This window comes from Streptomyces sp. NPDC019224 (genome assembly GCF_040632605.1).
Taxonomy (GTDB): Bacteria; Actinomycetota; Actinomycetes; order Streptomycetales; family Streptomycetaceae; genus Streptomyces.
The window spans coordinates 14,764-39,138 of sequence record NZ_JBEYCF010000059.1; the positions used below are offsets into that span (position 1 = coordinate 14,764).

Genomic DNA, 24,375 nt, shown 5'->3' on the forward strand with positions numbered 1-24,375 from the left:
AGGACGTCGGAGTCGCCAACCGGTCGGTGGAATTCACGGCGACGACGGGCGCGGCGGGGCGGCGCGGGACCTGCGCGCACGTGCGGTCACGGAAGGCGGGGACCAGCTCCTGTCCGCCAGGTCCGCCAACGCGGCGGACAGAAGCTGGTGCTTATGGGGTGGGGGCGATCAGACGGTGCTGTGTCTGGTCACGGCCTCGGCAAGGGCTCCGGCCGGCGAGGGGATGGTCTTCGCGTGGTCGGTCAGCGAGGAGAGGTACCGCTCGGCGTCGAGTGCCGCCGCGCACCCGGACGCGGCTGCGGTGACGGCCTGGCGGTAGGTGTGGTCGACGACATCGCCCGCGCCGAAGACACCGGGGATGCTGGTGCGGGTCGAGGGCGAATCGACCTTGAGGTAGCCCTCGGCATCGAGGTCGAGCTGCCCGGTGAAGAGCTCGGTCCGCGGGTCGTGGCCGATCGCGATGAACAGCCCAGTCGCCGGCAGATCACGCAGTTCGCCGGTGAACGTGTCCCGCAGCACCACACCGGCGAGCATTCCGCCCTCCTCCTTGATCTCAGCGATCTCGCTGTCGAAAGCGAAGGAGATCTTGTCGTCGGAGAAGGCCCGGTTCTGCATCACCTGGGAGGCGCGCAGGGACGAACGGCGGTGGACGATGGTGACCGAACGGGCGAAGCGGGTGAGGAAGGTGGCCTCCTCCATCGCGGTGTCGCCACCGCCAACGACGACGATGTCGCGGTCGCGGAAAAAGAACCCGTCGCACGTCGCGCACCACGACACACCGCGTCCCGAAAGGTTGTCTTCGAGTGGCAGCCCGAGCTTCCGGTACCCGGAGCCGGTAGAGATGATCACGGTCTTCGCGCGATGCACGCTCCCGGCGCTGTCAGTGACCTGCTTCACGGGTCCGGTGAGGTCGACAGAGACGACGTCGTCGTCGACCATATCGGCGCCGAAGCGCTCGGCCTGGGCCCGCATGTTGTCCATCAGGACCGGGCCGTCGATGCCTTCGGGAAAGCCGGGGAAGTTCTCCACCTCGGTCGTCGTGGTCAGCGAGCCGCCGACGAAGATCGAGCTGCCGAACAGCAGAGGCTTGAGCTCGGCGCGGGCCGTGTACAGGGCCGAGGTGTACCCGGCAGGTCCTGAGCCGATGATGATGACGTTGCGCACGCGTTCACTCATGCCGCAGGCTCCGGGGCGAGATCCTCGATCAGGTCCTCGATGAGGGCTTTGATCTCGTCGCGAATGGGGCGGACTGCTGCGACGCCCTGTCCTGCGGGGTCTTCGAGCTTCCAGTCGAGGTAGCGCTTACCGGGGAATACGGGACAGGCGTCGCCGCAGCCCATCGTGATGCAGACGTCCGACGCCTGCACGGCGTCCACGGTGAGGACCTTCGGCGTCTGATCGGAGATGTCGATGCCGACTTCGGCCATCGCCTCGACTGCGGCCGGGTTGACTTCCGCTCCCGGTGCGGAGCCGGCGGAGCGGACCTCGATGCGGTCGCCTGCGAGGTGACTGAGCCAGGCGGCGGCCATTTGGGAACGGCCGGCGTTGTGCACACAGACGAACAGCACCGAAGGCTTGTCGGACATCAGGGGCTCTCTTGTCTCACGGCGGGATCAGGCACCATTGATATCAGTATCGAATGGCGTCAGCATCTACTGATGTGACAGTATCAGTACATGATGACGTCAGTCGATACTGAATTGATCAGGGTTCTGGGTGATCCGCTCCGGCTCAAGATCGTGACCCTGCTCGCCCGCGAGACCCTGTGCACCACACACCTGGTGGAGGAGACGGGGGCGAAGCAGACGAACCTCTCCAACCACTTGCGGGTGCTACGGGAGGCGGGTGTGGTGGAGACGGAGCCCTGCGGTCGCTTCACCTACTACAAGCTCTGCCCCGACGTCATCACCCAGCTCGCGGATCAGTTCGCCGACCTGGCGGCTTCCGCCCGTAATGCGGCCGAGAACAAGAGGGCATGCCCGTGACCCCGACCCAAGCACCCGCGCCCGCGACGAACGAGGATTCCTCGGTCGTGCGGAAGCTCTCCACCCTCGACCGCTTCCTCGCCGTCTGGATCCTCCTGGCCATGGCCCTGGGGCTCGGCCTGGGGAGGCTCATTCCCGGCCTGAACGATGCGCTGGCGAAGATCGAGGTCGGCGGGATCTCGCTGCCGATCGCCCTGGGCCTGCTGGTCATGATGTATCCGGTGCTGGCCAAGGTCCGCTATGACAAGCTCGACACGGTCACCGGCGACCGCAAACTGATGGTGTCCTCGCTGGTCATCAACTGGATCGTCGGGCCCGCCGTCATGTTCGCCCTGGCGTGGATCTTCCTGCCCGACCTGCCCGAGTACCGCACGGGCCTGATTATCGTCGGCCTCGCCCGCTGCATCGCCATGGTCATCATCTGGAACGACCTCGCCTGCGGCGACCGCGAAGCCGCCGCTGTTCTCGTCGCTCTGAACTCGGTGTTCCAGGTGTTCGCGTTCGGCCTGCTGGGCTGGTTCTACCTCGACCTGCTGCCGCGCTGGATGAACCTCGGCAACGGCCAGGGCCTGGACGTGTCCGTCTGGCACATCGCATTGAACGTCGTCATCTTCCTCGGTATCCCGCTGCTCGCCGGCTTCCTCACCCGCCGCATCGGCGAGCAGAAGATGGGCCGCGAGAACTACGAGGCGAAGTTCCTGCCGAAGATCGGCCCCTGGGCGCTGTACGGGCTGCTGTTCACGATCGTCATCCTCTTCGCACTCCAGGGGAAGACCATTACCTCGCAGCCGCTGGACGTCGTACGGATCGCACTGCCGCTCCTGGTCTACTTCGCGGTCATGTTCTTCGGGACCTTCCTCCTGGGCAAGGGCCTCGGCCTCGCGTACGACCGCACCACCACGCTCGCGTTCACCGCCGCGGGCAACAACTTCGAGCTGGCCATCGCCGTCGCCATCGCCACCTTCGGCGTCACCTCCGGCCAGGCGCTGTCGGGCGTCGTCGGCCCGCTCATCGAGGTCCCCGTCCTGATCGGCCTGGTGTACGTCGCACTGGCCTGGCGCAAGAAGTTCGCCCCCTCGGCGCTCGCCACCCCGCAAAAGGACGCCTGAGGCGATGCGTCCTGACACCGTGACCAGGCAGACGGACGTGGTGGTGATCGGCGGCGGGCAAGCCGGGCTCGCCGCCGGATACCACCTGCGCCGCAAGAAGCTGGACTTCGTGATCCTGGACGCGCAGGGCACACCCGGCGGGGCCTGGCAGCACACCTGGGACTCCCTGCACCTGTTCTCGCCGGCTGCCTTCTCCTCGCTGCCCGGCCGGATCATGCCGGCCCAGCCGGGCCACGAATACCCGGACGCCGGGCACGTCGTGGAGTACCTGAGCGACTACGAGCAGCGCTACGAACTGCCCGTTCACCGCCCGGTCCGGGTCCAACAGGTACGCCGGGACGGCGACCGGCTGCGGGTGGAGACGGACAAGGACACCTGGTCCGCCCGGGCCGTCGTCTCGGCGACCGGCACCTGGTGGCGCCCCTTCCTGCCCGCCACCCCCGGCCGGAACGATTTCGCCAGCCGTCAGCTGCACACCACCGGCTACCGGAGACCATCTGACTTCGCCGGGCAGCGAGTCGTCGTGGTCGGCGGCGGGAACTCCGGGGCACAGATCGCCGCGGATCTCGCCACCCACGACGGGATCGATCCGACCTGGGTCACCCAGCGCCCGCCACGCTTCCTCGCTGACGACATCGACGGCCGGGCCCTGTTCGACGCCGCGACCGCCCGGCGCCGCGCCCTGGACGAAGGACGCACCGATACCGGCGGCGTCGCCTCACTGGGCGACATCGTCGCCGTCCCGCCCGTTCGCGAGGCGCGGGACGCCGGACTGCTCAAGGCGTCCCCGATGTTCACCCGGCTCACCGCCGACGGCATCGAGTGGGCGGACGGCACACGGGCCGCAGCCGACGCCGTGATCTGGTGCACCGGCTTCCGCCCCGCCCTGTACCACCTCGCCGCGCTGGGCCTTCGGGGGCCACGCGGCCACATCCCCACGCACGGCACGCGGGCGGCCGGGGAACCGCGCCTGCACCTGCTCGGCTACGGCGACTGGACCGGCCCCGCCTCCGCCACCCTCATCGGCGTCGGCCGCCCGGCCCGCGACGCCGCCGCAGAGATCGCCGAACTTCTCGGACGCTGAAGGCGGATGCGAACCACATCATCACCTACGGACCCGAGTCGGAGATTCGACACCAGTTGGGTGTAAGTCGTCCTGGGCCGAAGACCCCGCTGACCCAACGGCCCGCATGTGCGCCGCGTACCGCCTGCCCTCGGTTCGGACGAGTCCTACACCCCTGGCGTGCTGCTCACACCTCGGCAGGACGGGTATCGGCCGTGGGGCACCTCCATGGCGCAGGTCCAGGAACTTCGGGTGTTCGACGAGACGTGGAACCGCTCCGCACGGGAGCCGGGCTGAGCTCAGTGCTTCCGCAGCCGCGACAGCACGTACTCCGCGTCCCGGCCGACGCCGCGAAGGGTCTTGGAGGAGAAGCTGCGCTGGAGCTCCATGCCGACGAATCCGAATCCCGGCACGGTGCTGGCGATGCCGCCCCTGTGCAGCGGCGCGCCATCGGCGCCGACGGCGCCGCTGTCGTGCAGGTAGGGGAAGGTGAGCCGGTAGCCGGTGGCGAGCAGGACCGTGTCGACGGCTTCCTTCGTTCCGTCGGCCCACACCACGCCCTCGTTGGTGAACCGGCTGAACATGTCGCGGCGTTCGACGCCGTGCCGGTCCAGTGCAGCCAGGTAGTGGCCGTCATCGATCACGGAGACGGGGACCTTCGCCAGTAGCCGTCGGATCGGTGCGATGTCGAGGCGGGTGTGCTTCAGCCACCAGTGCAGGTCCCGGCCGAGCGGGCGTTGGGGCATCCAGCCGATCGGGCGTCGGCTGGCCAGGGTGGTGTCGGCGATCGCGCCGAGATCCGCGGCGATCTGGATCGCGGAGTTGCCTCCGCCGACCACGACGACTCGCTGCCCTGTGAACGCGTCGGGGCTGCGGTAGTCGGCGGCGTGCAGTACCTGGCCGCCGAATTCCGTCCGGCCAGGAAGGTCCGGAGTGAAGGGGGTGCCGTAGTTGCCGGTCGCGGCGATGACTGCCCCGGCGGTGAACTTCCGCCCGTCGTCGGCGAGTACGGACCAGGCACCATCCTGGCGCGTTACAGAGGTGACAGAGGTCGAGGTGCGGATGCCGGCGGGTAGGCGGTTGGCGTAGTCGCGCAGGTAGTTCACGACTTCGTCCCGTCGTGGGTAGCGATCCGGGTCGCCGGGGAACTGTATGCCGGGAAGGGAGGAGAACCGGGCCGGGGAGAACAACGTGAGGCTGTCGTAGTAGCTCGGCCACGATCCGCCAGGTTCCTTTGCGGCTTCCAGGACCAGAGTGCGGGTGAAGCCGTGACGTGGGGCAAGGGCTGCGGTGACCAGGCCGGACTGCCCGGCGCCGATGACGATGAGATCGGCATGTTCCATGAGAACGTAATCCTTCACTTGAGTCGTTATTTCGGGAAGTGACGAAATGTTTGGCAGGGAGCTGTGACAGAGAACGGCATCGAGGCGTCCGTGGTGGATCCGGCGACGGCCGACTTCCTCAAGGCCCTGGCCAGCGAAACCCGTCAGAAGGTGCTGCAGCAGTTCGCCGGCGGGATCGAGCTGACGGTCGGCGAGATCGCCGACCGCTGTGCGCTGAAGCCGTCGACCGCCTCGGAGCACCTGAGCTTGCTGCGCCGCGGCGGCCTGGTGATCTCCCGCAAGGAGGGCAAGCAGGTCTACTACCGGGCCGACGGCGCCACGATGACCCTGCGCGTCTCTGCGCTCCAGGCGTACCTGGCGCGCTGCTGCCCGCCTGACTGCAACGGCTGACGCTCAGAAGTCGGTCGAAGGTCAGGTGCGGAGGTCGAGCATGGCGGACATGGCGGCGACGACCGGCGGGGCGACCTGGTAGTAGACCCAGGTCCCGCGTCGCTCCGAGGTCAGCAGGCCGGCCTCGCGCAGTTTCTTCAGGTGGTGGGAAACGGTCGGCTGGGAGACGCCGACATCGGAGATGTCGCACACGCACGCCTCGCCCCCCGCATGCGAGGCGACCTTGGAGAACAGGCGCAGCCGCACCGGGTCGGACAGCGCCTTGAACATCGCGGCCATCCGCTCCGCGTCCTCCTGCGACAACTCTCCCGCGGTGATCGGCGGGCAGCACGGCACCACAGCATCCGTACCGAGGACCGGCAGCTCCGCAATCTCTGAATTCGACATGTGTCTATGTTGACACCTGTCGATACCGGTGGCAACCTTTGGATATAGACAACAGTCGAAACAGCGGCCCGGAGTGGTCGCTCATCCCGGAGGACATCACCGCCATGACCACCACTGCAGACCTCCCGGTCGTCGTCATCGGCGCCGGCCCCGCCGGACTGGCGGCAGCCGCCCACCTCGTCGGGCGCGGCATCGAACCCCTGGTCCTGGAGGCCGGCCCGACCGCCGCCACCGCGGTGCGCGGCTGGTCGCACGTGCGGCTGTTCTCGACCTGGAGCGAGCTGATGGACCCGGCCGCCGCGAAGCTCCTGGCGCCCACCGGCTGGTTCCGGCCCGACGCGGACACCTACCCCACGGGCGGTGACTGGGCCGAGCAGTACCTCCAGCCGCTCGCCGATGTCCTCGGGGACCGGGTCCGCTACGGCGCCACCGTCATCGGCATCTCCCGTCTTGGACGGGACCGGATCGTCGACGCGGACCGCGAGCAGCAGCCCTTCACCCTCCGGATCACGCGTGGCGACGGTGTCGAGGAGCGGATCCTGGGGCGCGCCGTGATCGACGCGTCCGGTACCTGGTCCACCCCCGGCCCGGTCGGCGCCGACGGACTTCCCGCCCTGGGCGAGCATGCCGCCTCCGCCCGCATCTCCTACCGCATTCCCGACCTCAAGGACCCTGAGGTCCGTGCCCGGTACGCGGGCAGGCGTACCGCGGTCATCGGTTCCGGGGCTTCCGCGTTCACCGCCCTGGCCGCCCTCGCCGACGTGGCGGAGGGCGAACCCGGCACCCACTCGGTGTGGATCCTGCGCCGCGGCATCAGCGGCTCCACCTTCGGCGGCGGCTCCGCCGACCAGCTCCCCGCCCGCGGCGCCCTGGGCCTGGCGGCCAAGGCCGCCGTCGATGACGGGCACGCCGACGCCGTCACCGGCTTCCGTACCGAAGTCATCGAGCCCACCGACGACGACCGCCTGGTCCTGGTGGGTGAGGACGGTCGGCGCCTCGACCCGGTGGACGAGGTCATCGCCCTGACGGGCCTGCGCCCTGACCTGTCCTTCCTGTCGGAGCTCCGCCTCGCCCTGGACGAGCGCCTGCAGGCGCCGGTGGAGCTCGCACCGCTCATCGACCCGAACCAGCACTCCTGCGGCACCGTCTACCCGCACGGCCACCGCGAACTGGCCCACCCCGAGCCGGGCTTCTACCTGGTCGGCATGAAGTCCTACGGGCGCGCCCCGACCTTCCTCGCCATGACCGGCTACGAACAGGTCCGCTCCGTCACCGCGGCCCTCGCCGGCGACACCGAGGCCGCCGACCGCGTCGAGCTCACCCTTCCCGAGACCGGGGTCTGTGGCGGCGCCGGACTCTTCGATGACCCCGCCGCCGGGCAGACCGACGAAGGCGGCTGCTGCGCACCGGTAGCCCCGGCACTCGTACAGATCGGAACTGGAATCTCGCTTCCGGTCGCAGCCCTTGCCGGCACGGCGTCCGGCGGATGCTGCGGGTCTTGAACATTGGCGCTCCGACCAACCTAGGTCGGAGCGCTTCCGCCCTGCGTCAGGAGGATCGTCATGTCCCGAGTACAGCTCGCCCTACGCGTCCCCGACCTCCAAGCCTCAATCGCCTTCTACAGCAAGCTCTTCGCCACCGAACCGGCGAAACTGCGTGACGGTTACGCCAACTTCACCATCGCCGACCCACCGCTCAAACTCGTCCTCGTCCAAGGCAAGTTCGATGAGGACACGCGCATGGACCACCTAGGCGTCGAGGTCGACACCACGGAAGCAGTCCACGCCGCCACCGCCCGCCTCCAGGACCAAGGGCTGACGACCGACGTCGAGAACGACACCACCTGCTGCTACGCCCTCCAGGACAAGGTCTGGGTCCACGGCCCCGGCCAGGAACCGTGGGAGGTCTATGTCGTAAAGGCAGACGCCGACTCCATGGCCAAGCAGAAGAACACCACCTGCTGCGCCGACCCGGCCGCCGTAGCCGACCCGTCCACTCCGGTCCAGGCCGGTGGCTGCTGCCCGTGACCAACCTTGACGCCCGCGGGGCCGCGACCGGAACAGGGGACCGGTCGCGGCCCCGCGCCATGCTCCCAGCCCTGTGCGCCACACAGATCACCAGCTGGGGAATCGTCTACTACGCCTTCCCTGTACTGAACCCGGCCATCACAGCCGACACCGGCTGGTCCACCGGTGTAACGACAGCCGCGTTCTCCGCAGCCCTGCTCATCTCTGCCTTCGCTGGGATCCGGGTCGGCCGGATCATCGACCACCGCGGACCGCGCACCGTCATGACCACCGGCTCCGTCCTCGGAGTGGCAAGCCTGCTGGTCATGGCAGCCGCCCCGAACCTGCCTGTGTTCTTCGCCGGCTGGCTGTTGGCAGGACTGGCCATGGCAGCCACCTTCTATCAGCCTGCATTTGCTGCGCTCACCCGCTGGTGGGCACCCGATCACGTCCGCGCCCTCACCATCGTCACCCTCGCCGGCGGACTTGCCTCCACCGTCTTCGCGCCCCTGACTGCAGCTCTCGCCGACCACATGAGCTGGCGCATGACCTACACCGTCCTTGCCGTGATCCTTGCTGCCGTCACGATCCCCGCCCACGTATTCGCACTCAAGGCTCCCTGGCCCGCCGCGCCGCCACCGTCGCCCCACACCAACGACTCCGCGGCCGCGGTCTCACGTAGCCGGCCCTTCTGGATGCTCGCCGCATCCCTCACTCTTTCGGCCTTCGCGGTGTCCGCTGCAGTCGTCGCCCTGGTCCCCCTCCTCATCGAGCGCGGGTACTCAACCAGCCAGGCTGCATGGGCACTCGGCCTCGGCGGCGCCGGACAGACCCTCGGTCGCACCCTGTACGCAACACTCGCCGCCCGAACCGGTGTCACCGTCCGAACGGCCGCGCTCATCGCGCTCGGCGGCGTCACCACCGCGGCACTCGCGCTGGCCCCCGGCCCGTATTCGCTGCTGGTGGTGCTCTCGATTGCCGCCGGAATGGTCCGCGGCAACATCACCCTGCTGCAGGCCACTGCAATCACCGACCGATGGGGTACCGCTCACTACGGCCGCCTGTCCGGACTCCTTGCCGCGCCGACCACCACGGCCTCAGCACTTGCTCCCTTCGCCGGCGCAGCCTTGGCCGCATCGCTTGGCGGATACCCTCATCTGTTCATCGCCCTCGCTTGCGTAGCCGCAGCTGCCTGTCTCACCGCACTCAGTGGGCGGTTCGTGAGTCTTTGAGCTGATCTGCTATCGCCTGATGGTGTGGCGTCGAGGCGGAATCTGCCGGTTCACGGGCGTTGATCTGGTGATGCGACCGGGTGAGTGAACGCAAGCCGTATCCGAGTGACTTATCGGACGGGCAGTGGTCGTTGATCGGGCCGGTGATCACCGCGTGGAAGGGGCGGCATTGGTCGGTCAGAGGCCATCAAGGTGCCTACGACATGCGGGAGATCGTGAACGCGATCCTGTACCAGGGACGGACCGGTTGCTAGTGGGAAGAGCGCGACCTACTACTACTTCGCCGCCTGGCGGCCGCCCCATCCGCGGAGCCGCCCGCCGGATCGCCGACCTACTTGGCCCGGTGTGAGCCTTCAGGGGTCGTAAGGATGGTGCAGATGTCGCCGATAGCGCACGTGTCCGGGGCGTCCTGCGGCCCGGCGGGCCGGCTCGCACAGAACGCCGCGGGCCTCGCTGTCTCTTTGTTTCGCGCACTTCTTGTCGTCAGTGGGCGTCGGTTGTCGAATGGTCCTGGCTGACGATCGGGTTTGTGCACGGGGGCCCGTGTGAGGTGAGGGGCGAGAGGATGGGCCCGTGCTGTCCCGGGCCCGGGGTCTGACTCATGACACGCCTGACCGAAGCGTCTGAATCACACAGTGTCGGCTGTTGGCCGGGGATGGTGCGTTGTCGGTGCCGGGCTGGCGGGGCGTGTCCCGATAGGGGCCTGCCGATCGTTGTGGCCCACTCACGATTCTGACCGTCCGGCGCGGTCCGGTACCGGCAGCGCGATACTCATGCGACGGAAGGGGATCGGGCATGTTCAGAACGGTTTCTGCTCCGCGGGCCCGCCGGCGTGCTGCAGGCCGCTCGGCTATCCGGAGCGGCTGGGCCGTGAAGCGTGGTTCGCCGCCTGTGCGGGGGAGTCCCCCCGGGCGTTGTTACAAGCGCCGGATCAAGGAGGGACCAGGCGCGAAATCCTCCGTTGCCTCAAACGCCATGCTGCCCGTGAAGTCTTTTACCTGGTCAAACAGGAATCGCCAGGACCCCGCTCATAGGGGCTGTCGTGACAGATGAGAGGGTCGGGCGGGTGAGCGAGACACCCCCGAACACCCTGCAATACCGCTTTGACGGGCCAGAAGACGCACCAGTCCTGGTGATCGGCCCCTCCCTCGGTACCACATGGCACATGTGGGACCGGCAGATACCCGAGCTCACCCGCCACTGGAGAGTCTTCCGCTACGACCTCCCCGGCCACGGCGGGGCGCCCGCCCGGCCCGCGACCGCGGTGGCGGAGCTGGGGGACCGGCTGCTGGCGACGCTCGACGGGGTCGGGGTCCAGCGGTTCGGGTACGTGGGGTGCTCGATCGGCGGGGCGATCGGGGCCGATCTCGCACTGCGGTACCCGCACCGGGTCGCCGCGCTCGCACTGGTGGCGTCCTCGCCCCGGTTCGGCAGCGCGGACGAGTTCCGGCAGCGCGGGGTGATCGTCCGGACCAACGGGCTCGAACCGATGGCGCGCACCGCACCCGAGCGCTGGTTCACGCCCGCCTTCGCCGCCGCGCAGCCCGCCATCGTCGAGTGGGCCGTACAGATGGTGCGGACCACCGACCCGGGGTGCTACATCGCCGCCTGCGAAGCCCTGGCCGCGTTCGACATCCGCACGGAGCTGGGCCGCATCCCCGTCCCCACCCTGGTCCTGGTCGGGGCCGAGGACCGGGTGACCGGCCCCGGCGACGCGCGCACCCTGGTCGCGGGGATACCGGACGCACGGCTCGCCCTGGTGCCCGGCGCCTCGCACCTGGCGCCCGTCGAGCAGCCCGGGGCGGTCACCGACCTCCTGCTCACCCATTTCTCCGCCGCCTGGCAGGACACCCAGGCGGCCGTCCCGATGCCCGAGTCCGTGCCCCGGCTCTCCGCCCCCGTGCAGCCCGTCGCGGAGATCGCAGCGGCCGGCGCGGCCCCCGAGGCCGTGGCCGGCGGGCGCGCCGACCCGTACGCGCCGGGCATGCGGCTGCGGCGCGAGGTGCTGGGCGACGCCCAGGTGGACGGGGTGATGGCCGCCGCCGACGACTTCACCGGGGACTTCCAGGAGCTGGTCACCCGGTACGCCTGGGGCGAGGTGTGGAGCCGGGAGGGGCTGGACCGGCGCACCCGCTCCACCGTCACGCTCACCGCCCTGGTCGCCTCCGGGCGGCTGGAGAGCCTGGCCGCGCACACCAGGGCGGCCCTGCGCAACGGCCTCACCCCGGCCGAGATCAGGGAGGTGCTGCTGCAGACGGCCGTGTACTGCGGGATCCCGGCCGCGAGCGCCGCGTTCACGATCGCGCAGTCGGTGATTCGGGCGGAAACGACGCCGCCCGCGTAGCAGGATGGACGCATGAGCACCCAGCACGCCGAAAACACCGAGAGCCCGGAGCCGGTCGCGCCGACCCTGACCAAGCAGTCGCACTCCTGTATCCGTCTGGAGAAGGGCGGGCGCACGCTCGTCATCGACCCGGGCGGGTTCTCGGAGCGGGACGCCGCGATCGGCGCCGAGGCGATCCTCGTGACGCACGAGCACCCCGACCACTTCGACGAGGAGCGGCTGCGGGCCGGTCTGGAGGCCGACCCGGCCGCCGAGATCTGGACGCTGCGCAGCGTCGCGGAGCGGCTGGGCGCGGCGTTCCCGGGGCGCGTGCACACCGTGGGGAACGGCGACACCTTCTCGGCGGCCGGCTTCGACATCGAGGTGCACGGCGAGCTGCACGCGGTGATCCACCCGGACATCCCGCGCGTCACCAACATCGGCTTCCTGGTCGACGGCCAGGTCTTCCACCCCGGCGACGCCCTCACCGTGCCCGGCCGGGCGGTCGACACGCTGTTGCTCCCGGTGATGGCGCCGTGGAACAAGATCTCCGAGGTCATCGACTACGTCCGCGAGGTGAAGCCGCGCCGCGCGATCGACATCCACGACGCGCTGCTCACCGACCTGGCCCGGCCGATCTACGACCGGCAGATCGGCGAACTGGGCGGCTCCGACCACGGCCGGATGGCACCGGGCGACTCGACGGCCCTGTGACGGCCGCCGCCCCGGCGGCTGTCAGTGGCAGGCGTTAGGTTTACGGACATGCGCATCGCCACCTGGAACGTCAACTCGATCACCGCCCGTCTGCCGAGGCTGCTGGCCTGGCTGGAGAGCAGCGGCACGGACGTGCTGTGCCTCCAGGAGGCCAAGTGCACGGCCGAGCAGTTCCCGGCCGAAGCGCTGCGCGAGGCCGGTTACGAGTCCGCGGTCAACGCCACCGGCCGGTGGAACGGGGTCGCGCTGATCTCCCGCGCCGGACTGTCCGACATCGTCGTCGGACTGCCCGACGGCCCCGCCTACGAGTCCGCGCAGGAACCCCGCGCGATCAGCGCGACCTGCGGCCCGGTGCGGCTCTGGTCGGTGTACGTGCCCAACGGCCGCGAGGTCGCCCACGAGCACTACGCGTACAAGCTGCGCTGGCTGGAGGCTCTGCGCAGGGCGGTGGCCGCCGACGCCGCGGGGGCGGCCCCGTTCGCCGTGCTCGGCGACTTCAACGTGGCCCCCACCGACGAGGACGTCTGGGACCCGGCCCTGTTCGAGGGGGCCACGCACGTCACACCCGCCGAGCGGGAGGCCCTGGCCGCCCTGCGCGCGGAGGGCCTGTCCGACGTGATGCCCCGCCCCCTGAAGTACGACCACCCGTACACCTTCTGGGACTACCGGGAGCTGCGCTTCCCGAAGAACAAGGGGATGCGGATCGACCTCGTCTACGGAAACGCCCCCTTCACCGCCGCGGTCCGGGACAGCTACGTGGACCGCGAGGAGCGCAAGGGCAAGGGCGCTTCGGACCACGCCCCGGTGGTCGTCGACCTCGATCTCTGAGCCGCCCGCGGCCCCGGCCCGTCCGTGGCCGTGGGTGAACGCGCGGTGACCGCCCGGTGTTCCGTACCCGAACGGCGGGCCGCGCGTCCTGTGGTGCGCGGGTGGACCGGGATGCGATTCTGAGTGGCATGAACATCCCTTTCTTGGACAACTGGCGTAAGCGTCACGACGGGGCGCGGGAGACGGGGCTCGCGGGCGCCGTCGACGCCGATCCGGAGGGCGTGGCCGCACTGCTCGCCGAGTGCGAACTGCTCCGGGTCCGGGTGGGGGAGCGCGGGATCGAACTGGACGACAGCCCCGCCTCGTTGGCGGCCCTCGACCAACTGTCGCCGCGCTGGCGCGAGGACCCCGAGGAGCTGCCCTGGCTGGGCAACGACGCGGGGCTCTACCTCGGTACGGTCCTGGTGCGCAATGTCGCCGGGGCGCACTGGCACATCTGGCCGAGCGGTCAGCCCGTCGTGCGGCTTGCCTCGGGCCGCGAGATCGACGTGGTCGAGGCCGGACTGGACTGGGCGATGTCCGGCAGCCCCGAACTGTCCCAGGTGTACGCGGAGTCCGCCGAGGGCTGACCGTGCGTGCGGCGGACCGCGCGAAGAGATAAAACGCCTTATGCCCCATTGGTGCGTGTCGGGTGAGAAGTCCCTTGCCGGGCTGGATAGTTTGCGCTGACCTCGACCGAGCGACAAGTGGGTAGGGCAGCGTATGGCCGTCGATCCGTTGATCGAGCTGCGAGACGTCAACAAGCACTTCGGGAAGTTGCACGTACTGCAGGACATCAATCTCACCGTCGGCCGCGGGGAGGTGGTGGTGGTCATCGGCCCGTCCGGCTCCGGGAAGTCGACGCTCTGCCGGGCGATCAACCGGCTGGAGACGATCGAGTCCGGCCGTATCGCCATCGACGGCAACCCCCTCCCCGAGGAGGGGCCGGGGCTGGCCCGGCTGAGGGCCGAAGTCGGCATGGTCTTCCAGTCGTTCAACCTCTTCGCGCACAAGACCGTGCTCGCCAATGTGTCCCTGGCCCAGGTCAAGGTGCGCAAGCGGAAGAAGGACGAGGCGAACCGGCGCTCCCGCGAACTGCTGGACCGGGTGGGGCTCGCCGCGCACGCCGACAAGTTCCCCGCCCAGCTCTCCGGCGGCCAGCAACAGCGTGTGGCCATCGCCCGCGCCCTCGCCATGGACCCCAAGGCGCTCCTGTTCGACGAGCCGACCTCGGCGCTCGACCCCGAGATGATCAACGAGGTCCTGGAGGTGATGCGGCAGCTCGCCCGTGAGGGCATGACGATGGTCGTCGTCACCCATGAGATGGGCTTCGCCCGCTCCGCCGCCAACCGCGTGGTGTTCATGGCCGACGGCTGCATCGTCGAGGACCGCACCCCGGAGGACTTCTTCACCTCCCCGGAGAGCGACCGGGCCAAGGACTTCCTGTCCAAGATCCTCAAGCACTGACGGGAGGCCCTGAGTTGCGTACGAGGAAAGCACTGACCGCCTGCGCCGGCCTCCTGCTCGCCCTCCTCGCCGCCGGCTGCGGCAAGGACGGCAGCCCGCCGGTCAAGGGACCGAAGGCCGGCCAACTGCCCGTCTACCAGGTCGACGAGGACTTCCGGCTGCCGGACTCCAGGACCTGGGCCAAGGCGAAGAAGCGCGGCTACCTGCGGGTGGGCGCCAAGGAGGACCAGCCCTACCTGGGGGAGAAGGACCCGGCGAGCGGCGTCTACTCCGGGTTCGACATCGAGATCGCCCGGATGATGTCCGCCTCGCTGGGCTTCGACCCGAAGACGATCCGCTTCAAGACGATCGCCTCCGCCAACCGCGAGACCGCCCTGCAGAACGGGCAGATCGACTACTACGTCGGCACCTACACCATCAACGACATGCGCAAGAAGCTCGTCGGCTTCGCCGGCCCGTACTACATGGCGGGCCAGGGGCTGCTGGTGCGCACCGACGAGGACGACATCCGCGGCCCCCAGGACCTGGCCGGCAAGACGGTCTGCTCGGCCGCGGGTTCGACCCCGTACCAGCGGATCGCCGCCGACTACCCGAAGGCGAAGCTGGTCGCGTACGACACGTACTCGATCTGTGTCGACAACCTGCTGACGTATCAGGTCGACGTCGTGACCACCGACGACGCGATCCTGCTCGGCTTCGCCGCCAAGGCACCCGACGAGATGAAGGTCGTCGGCAAGCCGTTCTCCGAGGAGCCGTACGGCATCGGGGTCCCGCGCAGTGACAACGCGCTGCGCTCCGCCCTGAACGACGCGCTGGAGGCCAACGAGAAGAACGGCAACTGGAAGAAGGCGTTCGAGGCGACCCTCGGTCTGTCCGGCGCGCCCGCGCCCAAGCCGCCGCCCATCGACCGCTACCCGGCGAACTGAGAGGACGGCCCACCCCATGGACGTACTCACCGACAACTTCTCGCTCTACGGCAAGGGCTTCCTCGGCACCGTCGAACTCACCGTCTACGCCTCGATCCTGGCCCTGGTCCTCGGCTTCGTCATGGCCTCCTTCCGGGTGGCCCCCGTCGGATCGCTCCGGGTGTTCGGCACCGTATGGGTGACGGTCCTGCGCAACACCCCGCTCACCCTGCTCTTCTTCGCCGTACTCCTCGGCCTGCCGCGCTTCGGCCTGGTGCTGCCGTTCAACGTCTTCGCGATCATCGCGCTGGGCTGCTACACCTCCGCGTTCATCTGCGAGGTGCTGCGCTCCGGCATCAACACCGTGCCCACCGGGCAGGGCGAGGCGGCCCGCAGCCTCGGGATGACCTTCGGACAGAGCCTCGGCACCATCGTCCTGCCCCAGGCGTTCCGCTCGGTGATCCCGCCGGTCGGGTCGACGCTCATCGCACTGGCCAAGAACTCGGCGATCGCCGGGGCGTTCAGCGTCACCGAACTCCTCGGCACCTACAAGACCCTCAACGAGCTGGGCTACAGCATCATCTGGACCTTCGTCTGGATCGCCGTGGGGTACCTGATCATCACCCTCACCATCAGCGCGCTCTTCCACGTGCTGGAGAAGCGCTGGGGAGTCGCCCGATGACCACCCACTCCGCCCCCACCCCGACCGCCCTCTACGACATCCCGGGGCCGCGCACCCGCAAACGGCACCGCCTCTACGGGATCGTGTCGACGCTCCTGATCCTCGCCCTGATCGGCTGGGTCGTCTACCTCCTCTTCGACACCGACCAGTTCACCGCCGCCAAATGGACGCCCTTCGAGTACAAGGGCATCCAGGAACTGCTGCTGCGCGGACTCGGCAACACCCTGAAGGCGTTCGCGTACGCGGCGGTCCTCTCACTGGTCCTCGGTGCCGTCCTCGCGGTGGGGCGGCTGTCCGACCACCGCCCGGTGCGCTGGGTGTCGACGGTCCTCGTCGAGTTCTTCCGCGCCATGCCCGTCCTGGTGATGATCTTCTTCATCTTCGTGGCGCTGAAGGTGCAGCCGCTGCCCGCCCTGGTCGCCGGACTCACCCTCTACAACGGCTCGGTGCTCGCCGAGGTGTTCCGCACCGGCATCAACTCCGTGGAGCGCGGCCAGCGCGAGGCGGCGTACGCGCTGGGCATGCGCAAGACGCAGGTCACCACCTTCGTCCTGGCACCCCAGGCGGTCCGCGCGATGCTGCCCACCATCATCAGCCAGTTGGTGGTGGCGTTGAAGGACACCTCGCTGGGCTACCTGATCACCTACGAGGAATTCCTCCACGCGGGCAAGCTCATCGCCTCCAACCTGGACTACGATCTGCCTTTCATCCCCGTGGTGATGGTGATCTCGCCGATCTACATCGGGATGTGCATGCTGCTCTCCTGGTTCGCCACCTGGGTGGCGAAGCGGCAACGGCGCAATCCGAAGACGGAGGCGGTGGGCGTCGGACCGGCACAGCCCAGCACGCTGATGCCGGGGGAGCGGTAGAAAGACGGGAGCGGGGTCCGCCCGGCAGCAGCCGGTGATCACTTCTCGCCCTTGCGGGAAGAAGGTCAGCTGCGCGCCGGCGGACCGGTCGGCCGAGGGCGCTCCTCGTCCGCCGGCCGCCCCAGAAGATGCGGGACCGCCGCCGACGGGATAGGAAAGTCACAACCGCCGTCATTGGTTTCCGCCCGGCCCCCCGACAGACGGCTGGAAGGACGTGCGATGTTCCAGGAGCGCAAGGACCGCCGTCACGCCAATCGCGCATTCGACCGCGGCGAGGGCGTGACCCGCTACCGGATGCGGCAGAAGCTGGTCTCCATCGGCGACGACTACTGGATCGACGACGAGTCGGGCGACCACCGGTACAAGGTCAACGCCAAGGTGCTCCGGGCGCGCCGGACGTATCACATCGAGGACCGTGACGGCCGGCGGGTCGCCACGGTGCAGAGCAGACCGCTGCGGATCAAGGACTCGATGGCGATCGAGGATGCCGACGGACAGCGCGTGGCCATCGTCAAGAAGGCGGTCGTCGGACCGCTGCGCGACCGGTGGCGCATCAAGCAGGAGAACGGCGGCGACCTCAGGGTGCGCGGCAACATCCTCGACCACGAGTACACGATCGAGCGGGACGGCTGCACAGTGGCCGAGGTGTCCAAGAAGTGGTTCCGCCTCCGGGACACCTACGGCCTCGATGTGGGCCCGGACGCGGACCCCGCCACCGTCCTCGCGGCGGCCGTCGCCATCGACGCCATGGCCCACCCCGGGGACTGACCGGGACCAGGGGAACGAGCGGGCCGGACCGTCGTCGGACGGGGCGGCCCGCTCGTGCGTACCCGCGGTCGGGGAGCCCGGCGCAGCGCCCCCACGCCGATCTCCCCGAGGACGCCCATCAGCTGGGAGCCGACCGTGGTGCGCACCGGCCGCGGCTCGCTGACGTGCTCCCGGTACACCCGGTCGCGAAGCCGGCGAAGTCACGGTGCACGCCCTGGAGGCGGTCTGTCACGGCGGCGTACGGCACCGGCCGGACGGGGGCGGTGCGACCGCTCCTGCGGAAGCGGCGGGGAGACGAGCGGCGGGAGGGGCGCGAACCGGGGCTCGTACCGCCGAGCGGGTCGAGCGGGCACGGCGACCGGGGCGGTCCGGAGCTTTGTTCCGTGTGACCTTCCCGGTCGGTGGGGTTCAGGACCCCGCGCGGTGCGAGACGCGCGGGGCGGGTACCGGGGCCTGGGCCGCGCGGGTGACGTCCGCGACCAGCTCGACCACATCGGGGCCGTACGCCTGGGAGTTGACGACCTTCAGGAGCAGGCAGAAGGTGTTGTTGCCGTGCTTGCGGGCCAGGCGTTCGTGGTTGCGGGCCAGATAGCGGGACGCGGCCTGGTTGGTGATCGCCTGCTGTCCGCAGAACAGGAAGACCGGTCTGGCCTCCTGACCGGTCGACAGCCGCGCCAGCAGCACGTACTCGCTGACCCCCTTCTCCACCCGGTAGCGCTCGGAACCGATCTGGAAGGCGTTGCGGTCGGGGCCGGGCTCCGGGTCCGTGTTGATCCGTACGCCCGGCAGCAGGGAGTGCAGGTGCGCGGCCATCCGGCGGTTCGACACCGGCCCGCCCACGCAGAATTCGGTGCGCTCGCCGATGCCCTGCTGCGCGATGTCGTGGGACAGGATCTGGGCGTGCGCGGAGCAGTCCTTGATCAGCGCGGACAGCTCCAGCAGGGCGAAGACGTCATGACGGTGGACCGAGCCCTCGCCGGCCGCGTCCCGGTTGACGACGAGCAGGCACTCGGAGTTCCCGGGCAGCCCGAAGAACGCCTGCTTGCGGCGGAGCCTGCGGCGCCAGAGATGGGTGCGCGCGATCCAGCCGAGGGCGGCGCTGATACCGGCGGCTATCACGCCCAGCACGATGTTGCGTACGTCGTCAGTCATGGGCGGGCATGTTAGCGGGCATTCGGCCTCAAGTTCGAGGCGGTCCTGACGGACCGGCCGGGGCGGCGTTACCCTGCGCGGACGATCCTTCACCGGAGGTTGCGCATGCGACGTTCCATCAGGAGAAATGTGTCGTTGGCGGCGATTCTCGCCGCCGTCGTTTCGGTCGGGGCGGCCGCCCCCTCCTCCTCCGCCCGCCCTGCGCCTCCCTCGGCGCCACCGCCCAAGTCACCCGTCGCGGTGGGGTACGGGGGAGCGGTCTCCAGCGTCGACGCGGACGCCACGGCCGCCGGCATCGAGGTGCTGCGCAAGGGCGGCAACGCGGTCGACGCCGCCGTGGCGACGGCCGCCGCGCTCGGCGTGACGGAGCCGTACTCGGCGGGGCTCGGCGGCGGTGGCTACTTCGTCTACTACGACGCCCGCACCCGCACCGTCCGCACCATCGACGGCCGCGAGACCGCGCCGCGCAGCGCGGACTCCTCCCTCTTCCTGGAGAACGGCAAGCCGCTCGCCTTCGCGGACGCCGTGACCAGCGGGCTCGCCGTCGGCACCCCCGGCACGCCCGCCACCTGGGACGCCGCGCTGGATGCCTGGGGCAGCACCTCGCTGCGGCGGGTCCTCGAACCCGCCGAGCGGCTGGCCCGGGACGGCTTCGTCGTCGATGAAACGTTCCGCTCCCAGACGGCGGGCAACGAGGAGCGGTTCCGGGACTTCCCGGCCACCCGGAAGCTCTTCCTGCCCGGCGGGAAGCTGCCGGAGGTCGGGTCGGTCTTCAGGAACCCGGACCTCGCGCGCACCTACGAGGAGGTCGGCCGCAAGGGTGTCGACGAGATCTACCGGGGCGAGCTCGCCGAGGACGTCGTACGGACCGTACGCAATCCGCCGGTCGACCCGGCGTCCGACCGGACCGTCCGGCCCGGCGACCTGACCGCGAAGGACCTGCGTTCCTACCGGGCGCTGCCGCAGGCGCCCACGAAGGTGAACTACCGGGGGCTCGACGTGTACGGCATGGCGCCGTCCTCGTCCGGCGGTACGACGGTGGGCGAGGCCCTCAACATCCTGGAGTCCACGGACCTCTCGCGGGTGAGCGAGGAGCGGTATCTGCACCGCTTCATCGAGGCCGGCCGCATCGCGTTCGCCGACCGGGGGCGCTGGGTCGGCGACCCGGCGTTCGAGGACGTGCCGACGAAGGGCCTGCTCAGCCAGAAGTTCGCGGACGCGCGGGAGTGCCTGATCAAGGACGACGCGGTGCTGCCCAGCCCGCTCGCCCCGGGCGACCCGCGCCACCCCGGCGCCTGCCGGTCCACCGGCAAGGCCGCGCCGACCACGTACGAGGGGGAGAACACCACCCACCTGACGGCTGCCGACCAGTGGGGCAACGTCGTCGCCTACACCCTGACCATCGAGCAGACCGGCGGCAGCGGGATCACCGTTCCGGGGCGGGGCTTCCTGCTCAACAACGAGCTGACCGACTTCTCCTTCGCGCCGGCCGACCCGGCCGTCCACGACCCGAACCTGCCCGGTCCCGGTAAGCGCCCGCGCTCTTCCATCTCGCCGACCGTCGTCCTGCGCCACGGGCAGCCGGTGCTGGCCCTGGGCTCACCGGGCGGCGCCACCATCATCACCACCGTCCTCCAGTCGCTGACCGGCACGGTCGACCGGGGACTCCCGCTGGTCGACGCCATCGCGGCACCCCGCGCCAGCCAGCGCAACGCACCGGCCACCGAGCTGGAACCGGCGCTGTGGAACAGCCCGCTGCGGGCGAGGCTGGAATCCCTCGGCCACGTCTTCAAGCTCAACCCGGAGATCGGCGCGGCGACCGGAGTGCAGCGACTGCCCGACGGGCGGTGGCTCGCCGCCGCCGAGAAGGAGCGGCGCGGCGGCGGCTCGGCGATGGTGGTGAGGCCGAGCGGGCGGCCCTGACGGCCGCACCGGACCTGACAGGGGGGGCACGGCGGCGCGGGCCGCAAGGAAATCTCCTCGCCAGAAGGGCGTCCCCCAGTGCGTATGCGAACGCTTGCCTTCGTCACGGCCTCCGGTGCCGCGCTGCTCACCGGCGGCATCCCGGCCCCCGCCACCCTCGCGGTGCCGGCGGATCCCGCCTTCGCCGCCCCCGCGCCGGCGCCACGGCCCGTCCCGCCGGACGTACCGCTCGCGCTGGTGGCGCAGGTCCACCAGGCGCCCGCCCGGGCGCACCGCTCCAGACCCCCCGTCTCCCCGGCCCGCAGCCGGGGAGGCGCGGTCGGAGCGGCCGACCTGCTGGCCAAGGTGTCGGCCTGCGAGCAGGTGTCGAACGGCACGTACCGGACGGATGGCGCGAGTTCGCCGGAGGTTCCGGTCTGCGGCGCGAACGGGGCCGTGTTCTGGAAGGCCGACCTGGACATCGACTGCGACGGGCGGGTCACCGCCGCCTGCAACCCGGCCACTGACCCCTCCTTCCACGGCGACACGGCCTTCCACACCTCGGACGGCAGGCCGCTGAACGCGGAGGAACTGCCGTACGTGGTCGTGCCCGCGCCCAGCGGCGTCTGGGACTACGCGGAGTCCGGCATCGAGGGCGGCGATGTCGTCGCCGTCGTCCACGGCGAGAAGGTGGAGTACGCGGTCGTCGGCGACGTCGGCCCGGAGCGCATCGTCGGCGAGGCGTCGTACGCCACGGCGAAGTCGCTCGGCATCGACTCCGATCCGAGCAGCGGCGGCGCGCCCTCGGGGGTCACGTACATCCTGTTCAAGGACTCCCGGGTGTCGCCGATCGAGGACCACGAGGCCGCCGTGAGCACGGGGCGGGCCCTGGCGGAGGCGTTCGTGCGCGGCACTAGAGAGCCGTGAGGATCCTCGGCCCGTCGTCGGTGATCGCCACGGTGTGCTCGGCGTGCGCGGCCCGGCTGCCGTCCGTCGTGCGCAGGGTCCAGCCGTCGCGGTCCGTCCGGTACGTGTCCACCCCGCCGCCGATCAGCATCGGCTCGATGGCCAGCACCATGCCGTGGCGCAGCGGCATCCCGCGCCCCGGCCGGCCCTCGTTGGGCACGCCCGGGTCCTCGTGCATCTCGCGGCCCACTCCGTGCCCGCCGAACCCCTCGGGGATGCCGTAGCCGGCGGCGCGGCAGACCGTGCCGATGGCGTGTGCGATGTCACCGATCCGGTTGCCGACGGTGGCCGCCGCGATGCCCGCGTCCAGCGCCTTGTACGCGGTGTCGACGAGCCGGATGTCGGCGGGGCGTGCGCGCCCGACGGTGAAGCTGATGGCCGAGTCCCCGGCCCAGCCGTCCAGCTTCGCGCCCGCGTCGATGCTCACCAGGTCGCCGTCGCGCAGCCGGTAGTCCGTCGGGATGCCGTGCACGATCGCGTCGTTGACCGAGGCGCAGATGACCGCCGGGAAGGGGACCGGGGCGAAGTGCGGCCGGTAGCCCAGGAACGGTGAGCCGGCGCCCGCCTCGCGCAGCACCCCGCGCGCCACCTCGTCGAGTTCGCGCAGCGAGACGCCGACCGCGGCCGCCTCCCGGGCGGCCGTCAGTATCTGCGCGACGACGCGGCCGGCCGCACGCATGGCTTCGATGGATGTGTCCGTCTTGAGTTGCACCATGCCAATTACAATACCGCAATTACTATACCGGTCCGAGCGGTATTAGAATGACGGCATGGTCCGTACCCCCCTGACTCCCGAAGAGCGCCTGCGCGGCGAACGGCTCGGCCTGCTGCTGCGCGAGGCGCGCGGCGCCCGCAGCATGACCGACATCGCCGCCCGTGCCGGGATCTCCGCCGAAACGCTGCGGAAGATCGAGACGGGCCGCGCCCCCACTCCGGCATTCTTCACCGTCGCCGCTCTGGCCGGCGCGCTCGGCCTCTCCATGGACGATCTGCTGCTGCGCTGCGCCCCGGAACCGGCGGTCGTACCGCTGGCCGGTTAGGGCGTGCTTCGAAAGCCCCGCCTAGGCTGGGCCCCATGAGCCTCCAGGACTTCGCGCGCAGCGAGTACGTCAGCCTCACCACGTACCGCAAGGACGGCACGCCCGTCGCCACCCCGGTCTGGGCGGCGGCCGACGGCGACGAGCTGCTCGTCTGGACCAGGACCGACTCCTGGAAGGTCAAGCGGCTGCGCAACGACAGCCGGATCCGGGTCACCGTCTGCGACGTGCGCGGCCGGACCGAGGAGGGTGCCGTGAGCGCCGAGGGGACCGGCAGGCTGCTCGACGAGCGGGAGACGGCCGCCGTGCGCCGCGCCATCGGCCGCAAGTACACCTGGAAGTACTGGCTGCTCGACTACCCGGCGATGATCGTCCGCCTCGGCAAGCGCCCGCACACCGGGATCGCCATCTCCTTCTGAAGCCCGGGGGCGCGCGGCAGCCGCGCGCGCCCCGGCCGCCGCGGACCCGCAAAGCGCGTGTAGCCGTCCCGTAACACGCCTGCGGTCGAATGCCCCGGACTGGAGGGTTCCAGCCGACGGCGGCCGAAGGCGACGGTGACGGTGCATCAAGAGGCGGTATCGGTACAGGACTTCGCGCGCCACCTGCGGGAGTTGGTGGCGCTGCTCGATCCCGGCCGGGGGTGGTACGGGGTCTTTCGCCGACGCGATCCCGCCGGGATGGGCGCCTGTCTGGACGGGACGGAGCTGCCGCCCTGGGACGTGATGGAGGCGCTCTTCTCGGACCTGGCGGAGGTGCGGGGGACCGCGTACGCGGAACAGGCGTCGGCGCGTGCCGCCCGGCTGCACGCGGACTGCGCCCTCAGCCACGACCGCCGTCCGGGCGGACGCGCGCAGCTGGTGGAGCGCCTCGGTCTCATGCTCCGCGAGCAGGCGTACGCCGCCGAGCGGCTGCGGGCGGCCCAGGAGGGCGGCGGCGACCGGGCCGCCGAGGCACTCGCCTGGGCCCGCGACGACCATGCCCGGGCCTCGGCCCGCTGCGCCGAACTCCGCCGACGCCTGTCGGCCGTGCCCCGGCCCCCGGACAGGCTCGGCGCGGGGCCGCAGCCCCCGAAGGGCCATGTGCCGGCCGCCCCGGCGCCCTACGGCATCCCGTCGGTGCCGTCCGGCCCATCGGTGCCGTCCGGCCCATCGGTGCCGTCCGGCCCGTCCGTGCCCGGCCCGTCCGTGCCCGGCCCGTCCGTGCCCGGCCCGTCCGTGCCCGGCCCGTCCGTGCCCGGCCCGTCCGTGCCCGGCCCGTCCGTGCCCGGC

At 70.4% G+C, this 24,375-nt stretch carries 26 protein-coding genes and 2 pseudogenes; 22 read left to right on the forward strand and 6 right to left on the reverse strand.

Going from position 1 to position 24,375, the window contains the following annotated elements; all coding sequences use genetic code 11:
- Positions 1 to 168: 168 nt before the first annotated feature.
- Both trxB and ABZ564_RS28215 read right to left on the reverse strand, forming a co-directional pair.
- Positions 169 to 1,176 carry a thioredoxin-disulfide reductase gene (gene trxB, locus ABZ564_RS28210; RefSeq protein ID WP_360861820.1) on the reverse strand — a complete coding sequence of 336 codons (1,008 nt, stop codon included), beginning with the start codon at positions 1,174 to 1,176 and terminating at the stop codon, positions 169 to 171.
- Positions 1,173 to 1,586, reverse strand: coding sequence for an arsenate reductase ArsC (locus tag ABZ564_RS28215; protein ID WP_360861822.1), 414 nt, complete (start codon positions 1,584 to 1,586; stop codon positions 1,173 to 1,175). The genes trxB and ABZ564_RS28215 overlap by 4 nt, the downstream gene beginning before the upstream one ends.
- Positions 1,587 to 1,676: 90 nt before the next feature.
- Here ABZ564_RS28215 and ABZ564_RS28220 point away from each other — a divergent pair, with 90 nt between their 5' ends.
- Genes ABZ564_RS28220 through ABZ564_RS28230 form a run of 3 tightly spaced genes read left to right on the forward strand, consistent with a single transcriptional unit; the run spans position 1,677 to position 4,178 of the window.
- On the forward strand, positions 1,677 to 1,985 hold the full coding sequence (locus ABZ564_RS28220; RefSeq protein ID WP_326656692.1) for a metalloregulator ArsR/SmtB family transcription factor: 309 nt from the start codon (positions 1,677 to 1,679) through the stop codon (positions 1,983 to 1,985).
- Positions 1,976 to 3,094 carry an ACR3 family arsenite efflux transporter gene (gene arsB, locus ABZ564_RS28225; RefSeq protein WP_360861824.1) on the forward strand — a complete coding sequence of 373 codons (1,119 nt, stop codon included), beginning with the start codon at positions 1,976 to 1,978 and terminating at the stop codon, positions 3,092 to 3,094. Before ABZ564_RS28220 ends, arsB begins: the two co-directional genes overlap by 10 nt.
- Positions 3,095 to 3,098: 4 nt before the next feature.
- Complete coding sequence (locus tag ABZ564_RS28230) at positions 3,099 to 4,178, forward strand: ArsO family NAD(P)H-dependent flavin-containing monooxygenase (protein WP_360861826.1); 1,080 nt, start codon at positions 3,099 to 3,101, stop codon at positions 4,176 to 4,178.
- A gap of 278 nt (positions 4,179 to 4,456) precedes the next feature.
- Here ABZ564_RS28230 and ABZ564_RS28235 read toward each other — a convergent pair whose 3' ends face one another.
- Complete coding sequence (locus ABZ564_RS28235) at positions 4,457 to 5,500, reverse strand: NAD(P)/FAD-dependent oxidoreductase (RefSeq protein ID WP_360861828.1); 1,044 nt, start codon at positions 5,498 to 5,500, stop codon at positions 4,457 to 4,459.
- Between the two features lie 63 nt (positions 5,501 to 5,563).
- Between ABZ564_RS28235 and ABZ564_RS28240 the strand changes: the two genes are divergently transcribed.
- Positions 5,564 to 5,890, forward strand: a complete 327-nt coding sequence (locus tag ABZ564_RS28240) for a metalloregulator ArsR/SmtB family transcription factor (RefSeq protein WP_326656688.1) — start codon at positions 5,564 to 5,566, stop codon at positions 5,888 to 5,890.
- A gap of 21 nt (positions 5,891 to 5,911) precedes the next feature.
- On the opposite strand, the gene ABZ564_RS28245 is transcribed toward ABZ564_RS28240, so the two are convergent.
- Positions 5,912 to 6,277, reverse strand: coding sequence for a metalloregulator ArsR/SmtB family transcription factor (locus ABZ564_RS28245; protein WP_326656687.1), 366 nt, complete (start codon positions 6,275 to 6,277; stop codon positions 5,912 to 5,914).
- Between the two features lie 104 nt (positions 6,278 to 6,381).
- Here ABZ564_RS28245 and ABZ564_RS28250 point away from each other — a divergent pair, with 104 nt between their 5' ends.
- The 13 genes and pseudogenes from ABZ564_RS28250 (at position 6,382) to ABZ564_RS28310 (ending at position 18,050) form a co-directional block, all read left to right on the forward strand.
- The gene (locus tag ABZ564_RS28250) at positions 6,382 to 7,779 is read left to right on the forward strand and encodes an FAD-dependent oxidoreductase (protein WP_360861831.1); all 1,398 of its coding nucleotides are present in this window, start codon (positions 6,382 to 6,384) and stop codon (positions 7,777 to 7,779) included.
- 60 nt (positions 7,780 to 7,839) lie between these two features.
- Positions 7,840 to 8,304 (forward strand): ArsI/CadI family heavy metal resistance metalloenzyme, encoded by a 465-nt coding sequence (locus ABZ564_RS28255; protein WP_360861833.1) that lies wholly within the window; start codon positions 7,840 to 7,842, stop codon positions 8,302 to 8,304.
- Positions 8,301 to 9,515, forward strand: a complete 1,215-nt coding sequence (locus ABZ564_RS28260; RefSeq protein ID WP_360861835.1) for an MFS transporter — start codon at positions 8,301 to 8,303, stop codon at positions 9,513 to 9,515. The genes ABZ564_RS28255 and ABZ564_RS28260 overlap by 4 nt, the downstream gene beginning before the upstream one ends.
- Before the next feature lie 80 nt (positions 9,516 to 9,595).
- Positions 9,596 to 9,766: pseudogene (locus ABZ564_RS28265) on the forward strand (transposase); the annotation flags it as partial.
- A gap of 815 nt (positions 9,767 to 10,581) precedes the next feature.
- Positions 10,582 to 11,859: an alpha/beta fold hydrolase gene (locus tag ABZ564_RS28270; RefSeq protein WP_360861837.1), complete on the forward strand. Its 1,278-nt coding sequence runs from the start codon at positions 10,582 to 10,584 to the stop codon at positions 11,857 to 11,859.
- 12 nt (positions 11,860 to 11,871) lie between these two features.
- Positions 11,872 to 12,552: an MBL fold metallo-hydrolase gene (locus ABZ564_RS28275; RefSeq protein WP_360861839.1), complete on the forward strand. Its 681-nt coding sequence runs from the start codon at positions 11,872 to 11,874 to the stop codon at positions 12,550 to 12,552.
- Positions 12,553 to 12,600: 48 nt separating this feature from the next.
- On the forward strand, positions 12,601 to 13,380 hold the full coding sequence (locus ABZ564_RS28280; RefSeq protein ID WP_360861841.1) for an exodeoxyribonuclease III: 780 nt from the start codon (positions 12,601 to 12,603) through the stop codon (positions 13,378 to 13,380).
- A 128-nt stretch (positions 13,381 to 13,508) separates the two neighbouring features.
- The gene (locus tag ABZ564_RS28285; protein ID WP_360861843.1) at positions 13,509 to 13,949 is read left to right on the forward strand and encodes a DUF6278 family protein; all 441 of its coding nucleotides are present in this window, start codon (positions 13,509 to 13,511) and stop codon (positions 13,947 to 13,949) included.
- Positions 13,950 to 14,082: 133 nt separating this feature from the next.
- On the forward strand, positions 14,083 to 14,826 hold the full coding sequence (locus tag ABZ564_RS28290; protein WP_360861845.1) for an amino acid ABC transporter ATP-binding protein: 744 nt from the start codon (positions 14,083 to 14,085) through the stop codon (positions 14,824 to 14,826).
- A gap of 14 nt (positions 14,827 to 14,840) precedes the next feature.
- Entirely contained in the window at positions 14,841 to 15,752 is a 912-nt protein-coding gene (locus tag ABZ564_RS28295; protein ID WP_360861847.1) for a glutamate ABC transporter substrate-binding protein, read from the forward strand.
- Between the two features lie 16 nt (positions 15,753 to 15,768).
- Entirely contained in the window at positions 15,769 to 16,413 is a 645-nt protein-coding gene (locus ABZ564_RS28300) for an amino acid ABC transporter permease (protein WP_360861849.1), read from the forward strand.
- Positions 16,410 to 17,282 carry an amino acid ABC transporter permease gene (locus ABZ564_RS28305; RefSeq protein ID WP_360861851.1) on the forward strand — a complete coding sequence of 291 codons (873 nt, stop codon included), beginning with the start codon at positions 16,410 to 16,412 and terminating at the stop codon, positions 17,280 to 17,282. Before ABZ564_RS28300 ends, ABZ564_RS28305 begins: the two co-directional genes overlap by 4 nt.
- A gap of 219 nt (positions 17,283 to 17,501) precedes the next feature.
- On the forward strand, positions 17,502 to 18,050 hold the full coding sequence (locus ABZ564_RS28310; protein WP_360861853.1) for an LURP-one-related family protein: 549 nt from the start codon (positions 17,502 to 17,504) through the stop codon (positions 18,048 to 18,050).
- Between the two features lie 408 nt (positions 18,051 to 18,458).
- Here the strand turns inward: ABZ564_RS28310 and ABZ564_RS28315 are convergent, their stop codons facing one another.
- Entirely contained in the window at positions 18,459 to 19,202 is a 744-nt protein-coding gene (locus tag ABZ564_RS28315; RefSeq protein WP_360861855.1) for a hypothetical protein, read from the reverse strand.
- A gap of 105 nt (positions 19,203 to 19,307) precedes the next feature.
- On the opposite strand from ABZ564_RS28315, the gene ggt reads away from it, so the two are divergent.
- Entirely contained in the window at positions 19,308 to 21,125 is a 1,818-nt protein-coding gene (gene ggt, locus ABZ564_RS28320) for a gamma-glutamyltransferase (RefSeq protein ID WP_360861857.1), read from the forward strand.
- 84 nt (positions 21,126 to 21,209) lie between these two features.
- On the forward strand, positions 21,210 to 22,031 hold the full coding sequence (locus ABZ564_RS28325) for a glycoside hydrolase family 75 protein (RefSeq protein WP_360861859.1): 822 nt from the start codon (positions 21,210 to 21,212) through the stop codon (positions 22,029 to 22,031).
- Here ABZ564_RS28325 and map read toward each other — a convergent pair.
- On the reverse strand, positions 22,018 to 22,785 hold the full coding sequence (map, locus tag ABZ564_RS28330) for a type I methionyl aminopeptidase (RefSeq protein WP_360861861.1): 768 nt from the start codon (positions 22,783 to 22,785) through the stop codon (positions 22,018 to 22,020). The genes ABZ564_RS28325 and map overlap by 14 nt on opposite strands.
- A gap of 55 nt (positions 22,786 to 22,840) precedes the next feature.
- On the opposite strand from map, the gene ABZ564_RS28335 reads away from it, so the two are divergent.
- The 3 genes and pseudogenes from ABZ564_RS28335 to ABZ564_RS28345 form a co-directional block, all read left to right on the forward strand.
- Positions 22,841 to 23,110 (forward strand): helix-turn-helix transcriptional regulator, encoded by a 270-nt coding sequence (locus ABZ564_RS28335; RefSeq protein ID WP_360861863.1) that lies wholly within the window; start codon positions 22,841 to 22,843, stop codon positions 23,108 to 23,110.
- Between the two features lie 35 nt (positions 23,111 to 23,145).
- Positions 23,146 to 23,526, forward strand: coding sequence for a PPOX class F420-dependent oxidoreductase (locus tag ABZ564_RS28340; protein ID WP_360861865.1), 381 nt, complete (start codon positions 23,146 to 23,148; stop codon positions 23,524 to 23,526).
- A gap of 135 nt (positions 23,527 to 23,661) precedes the next feature.
- Positions 23,662 to 24,375 (forward strand): annotated as a pseudogene (locus tag ABZ564_RS28345) (hypothetical protein); the annotation flags it as partial.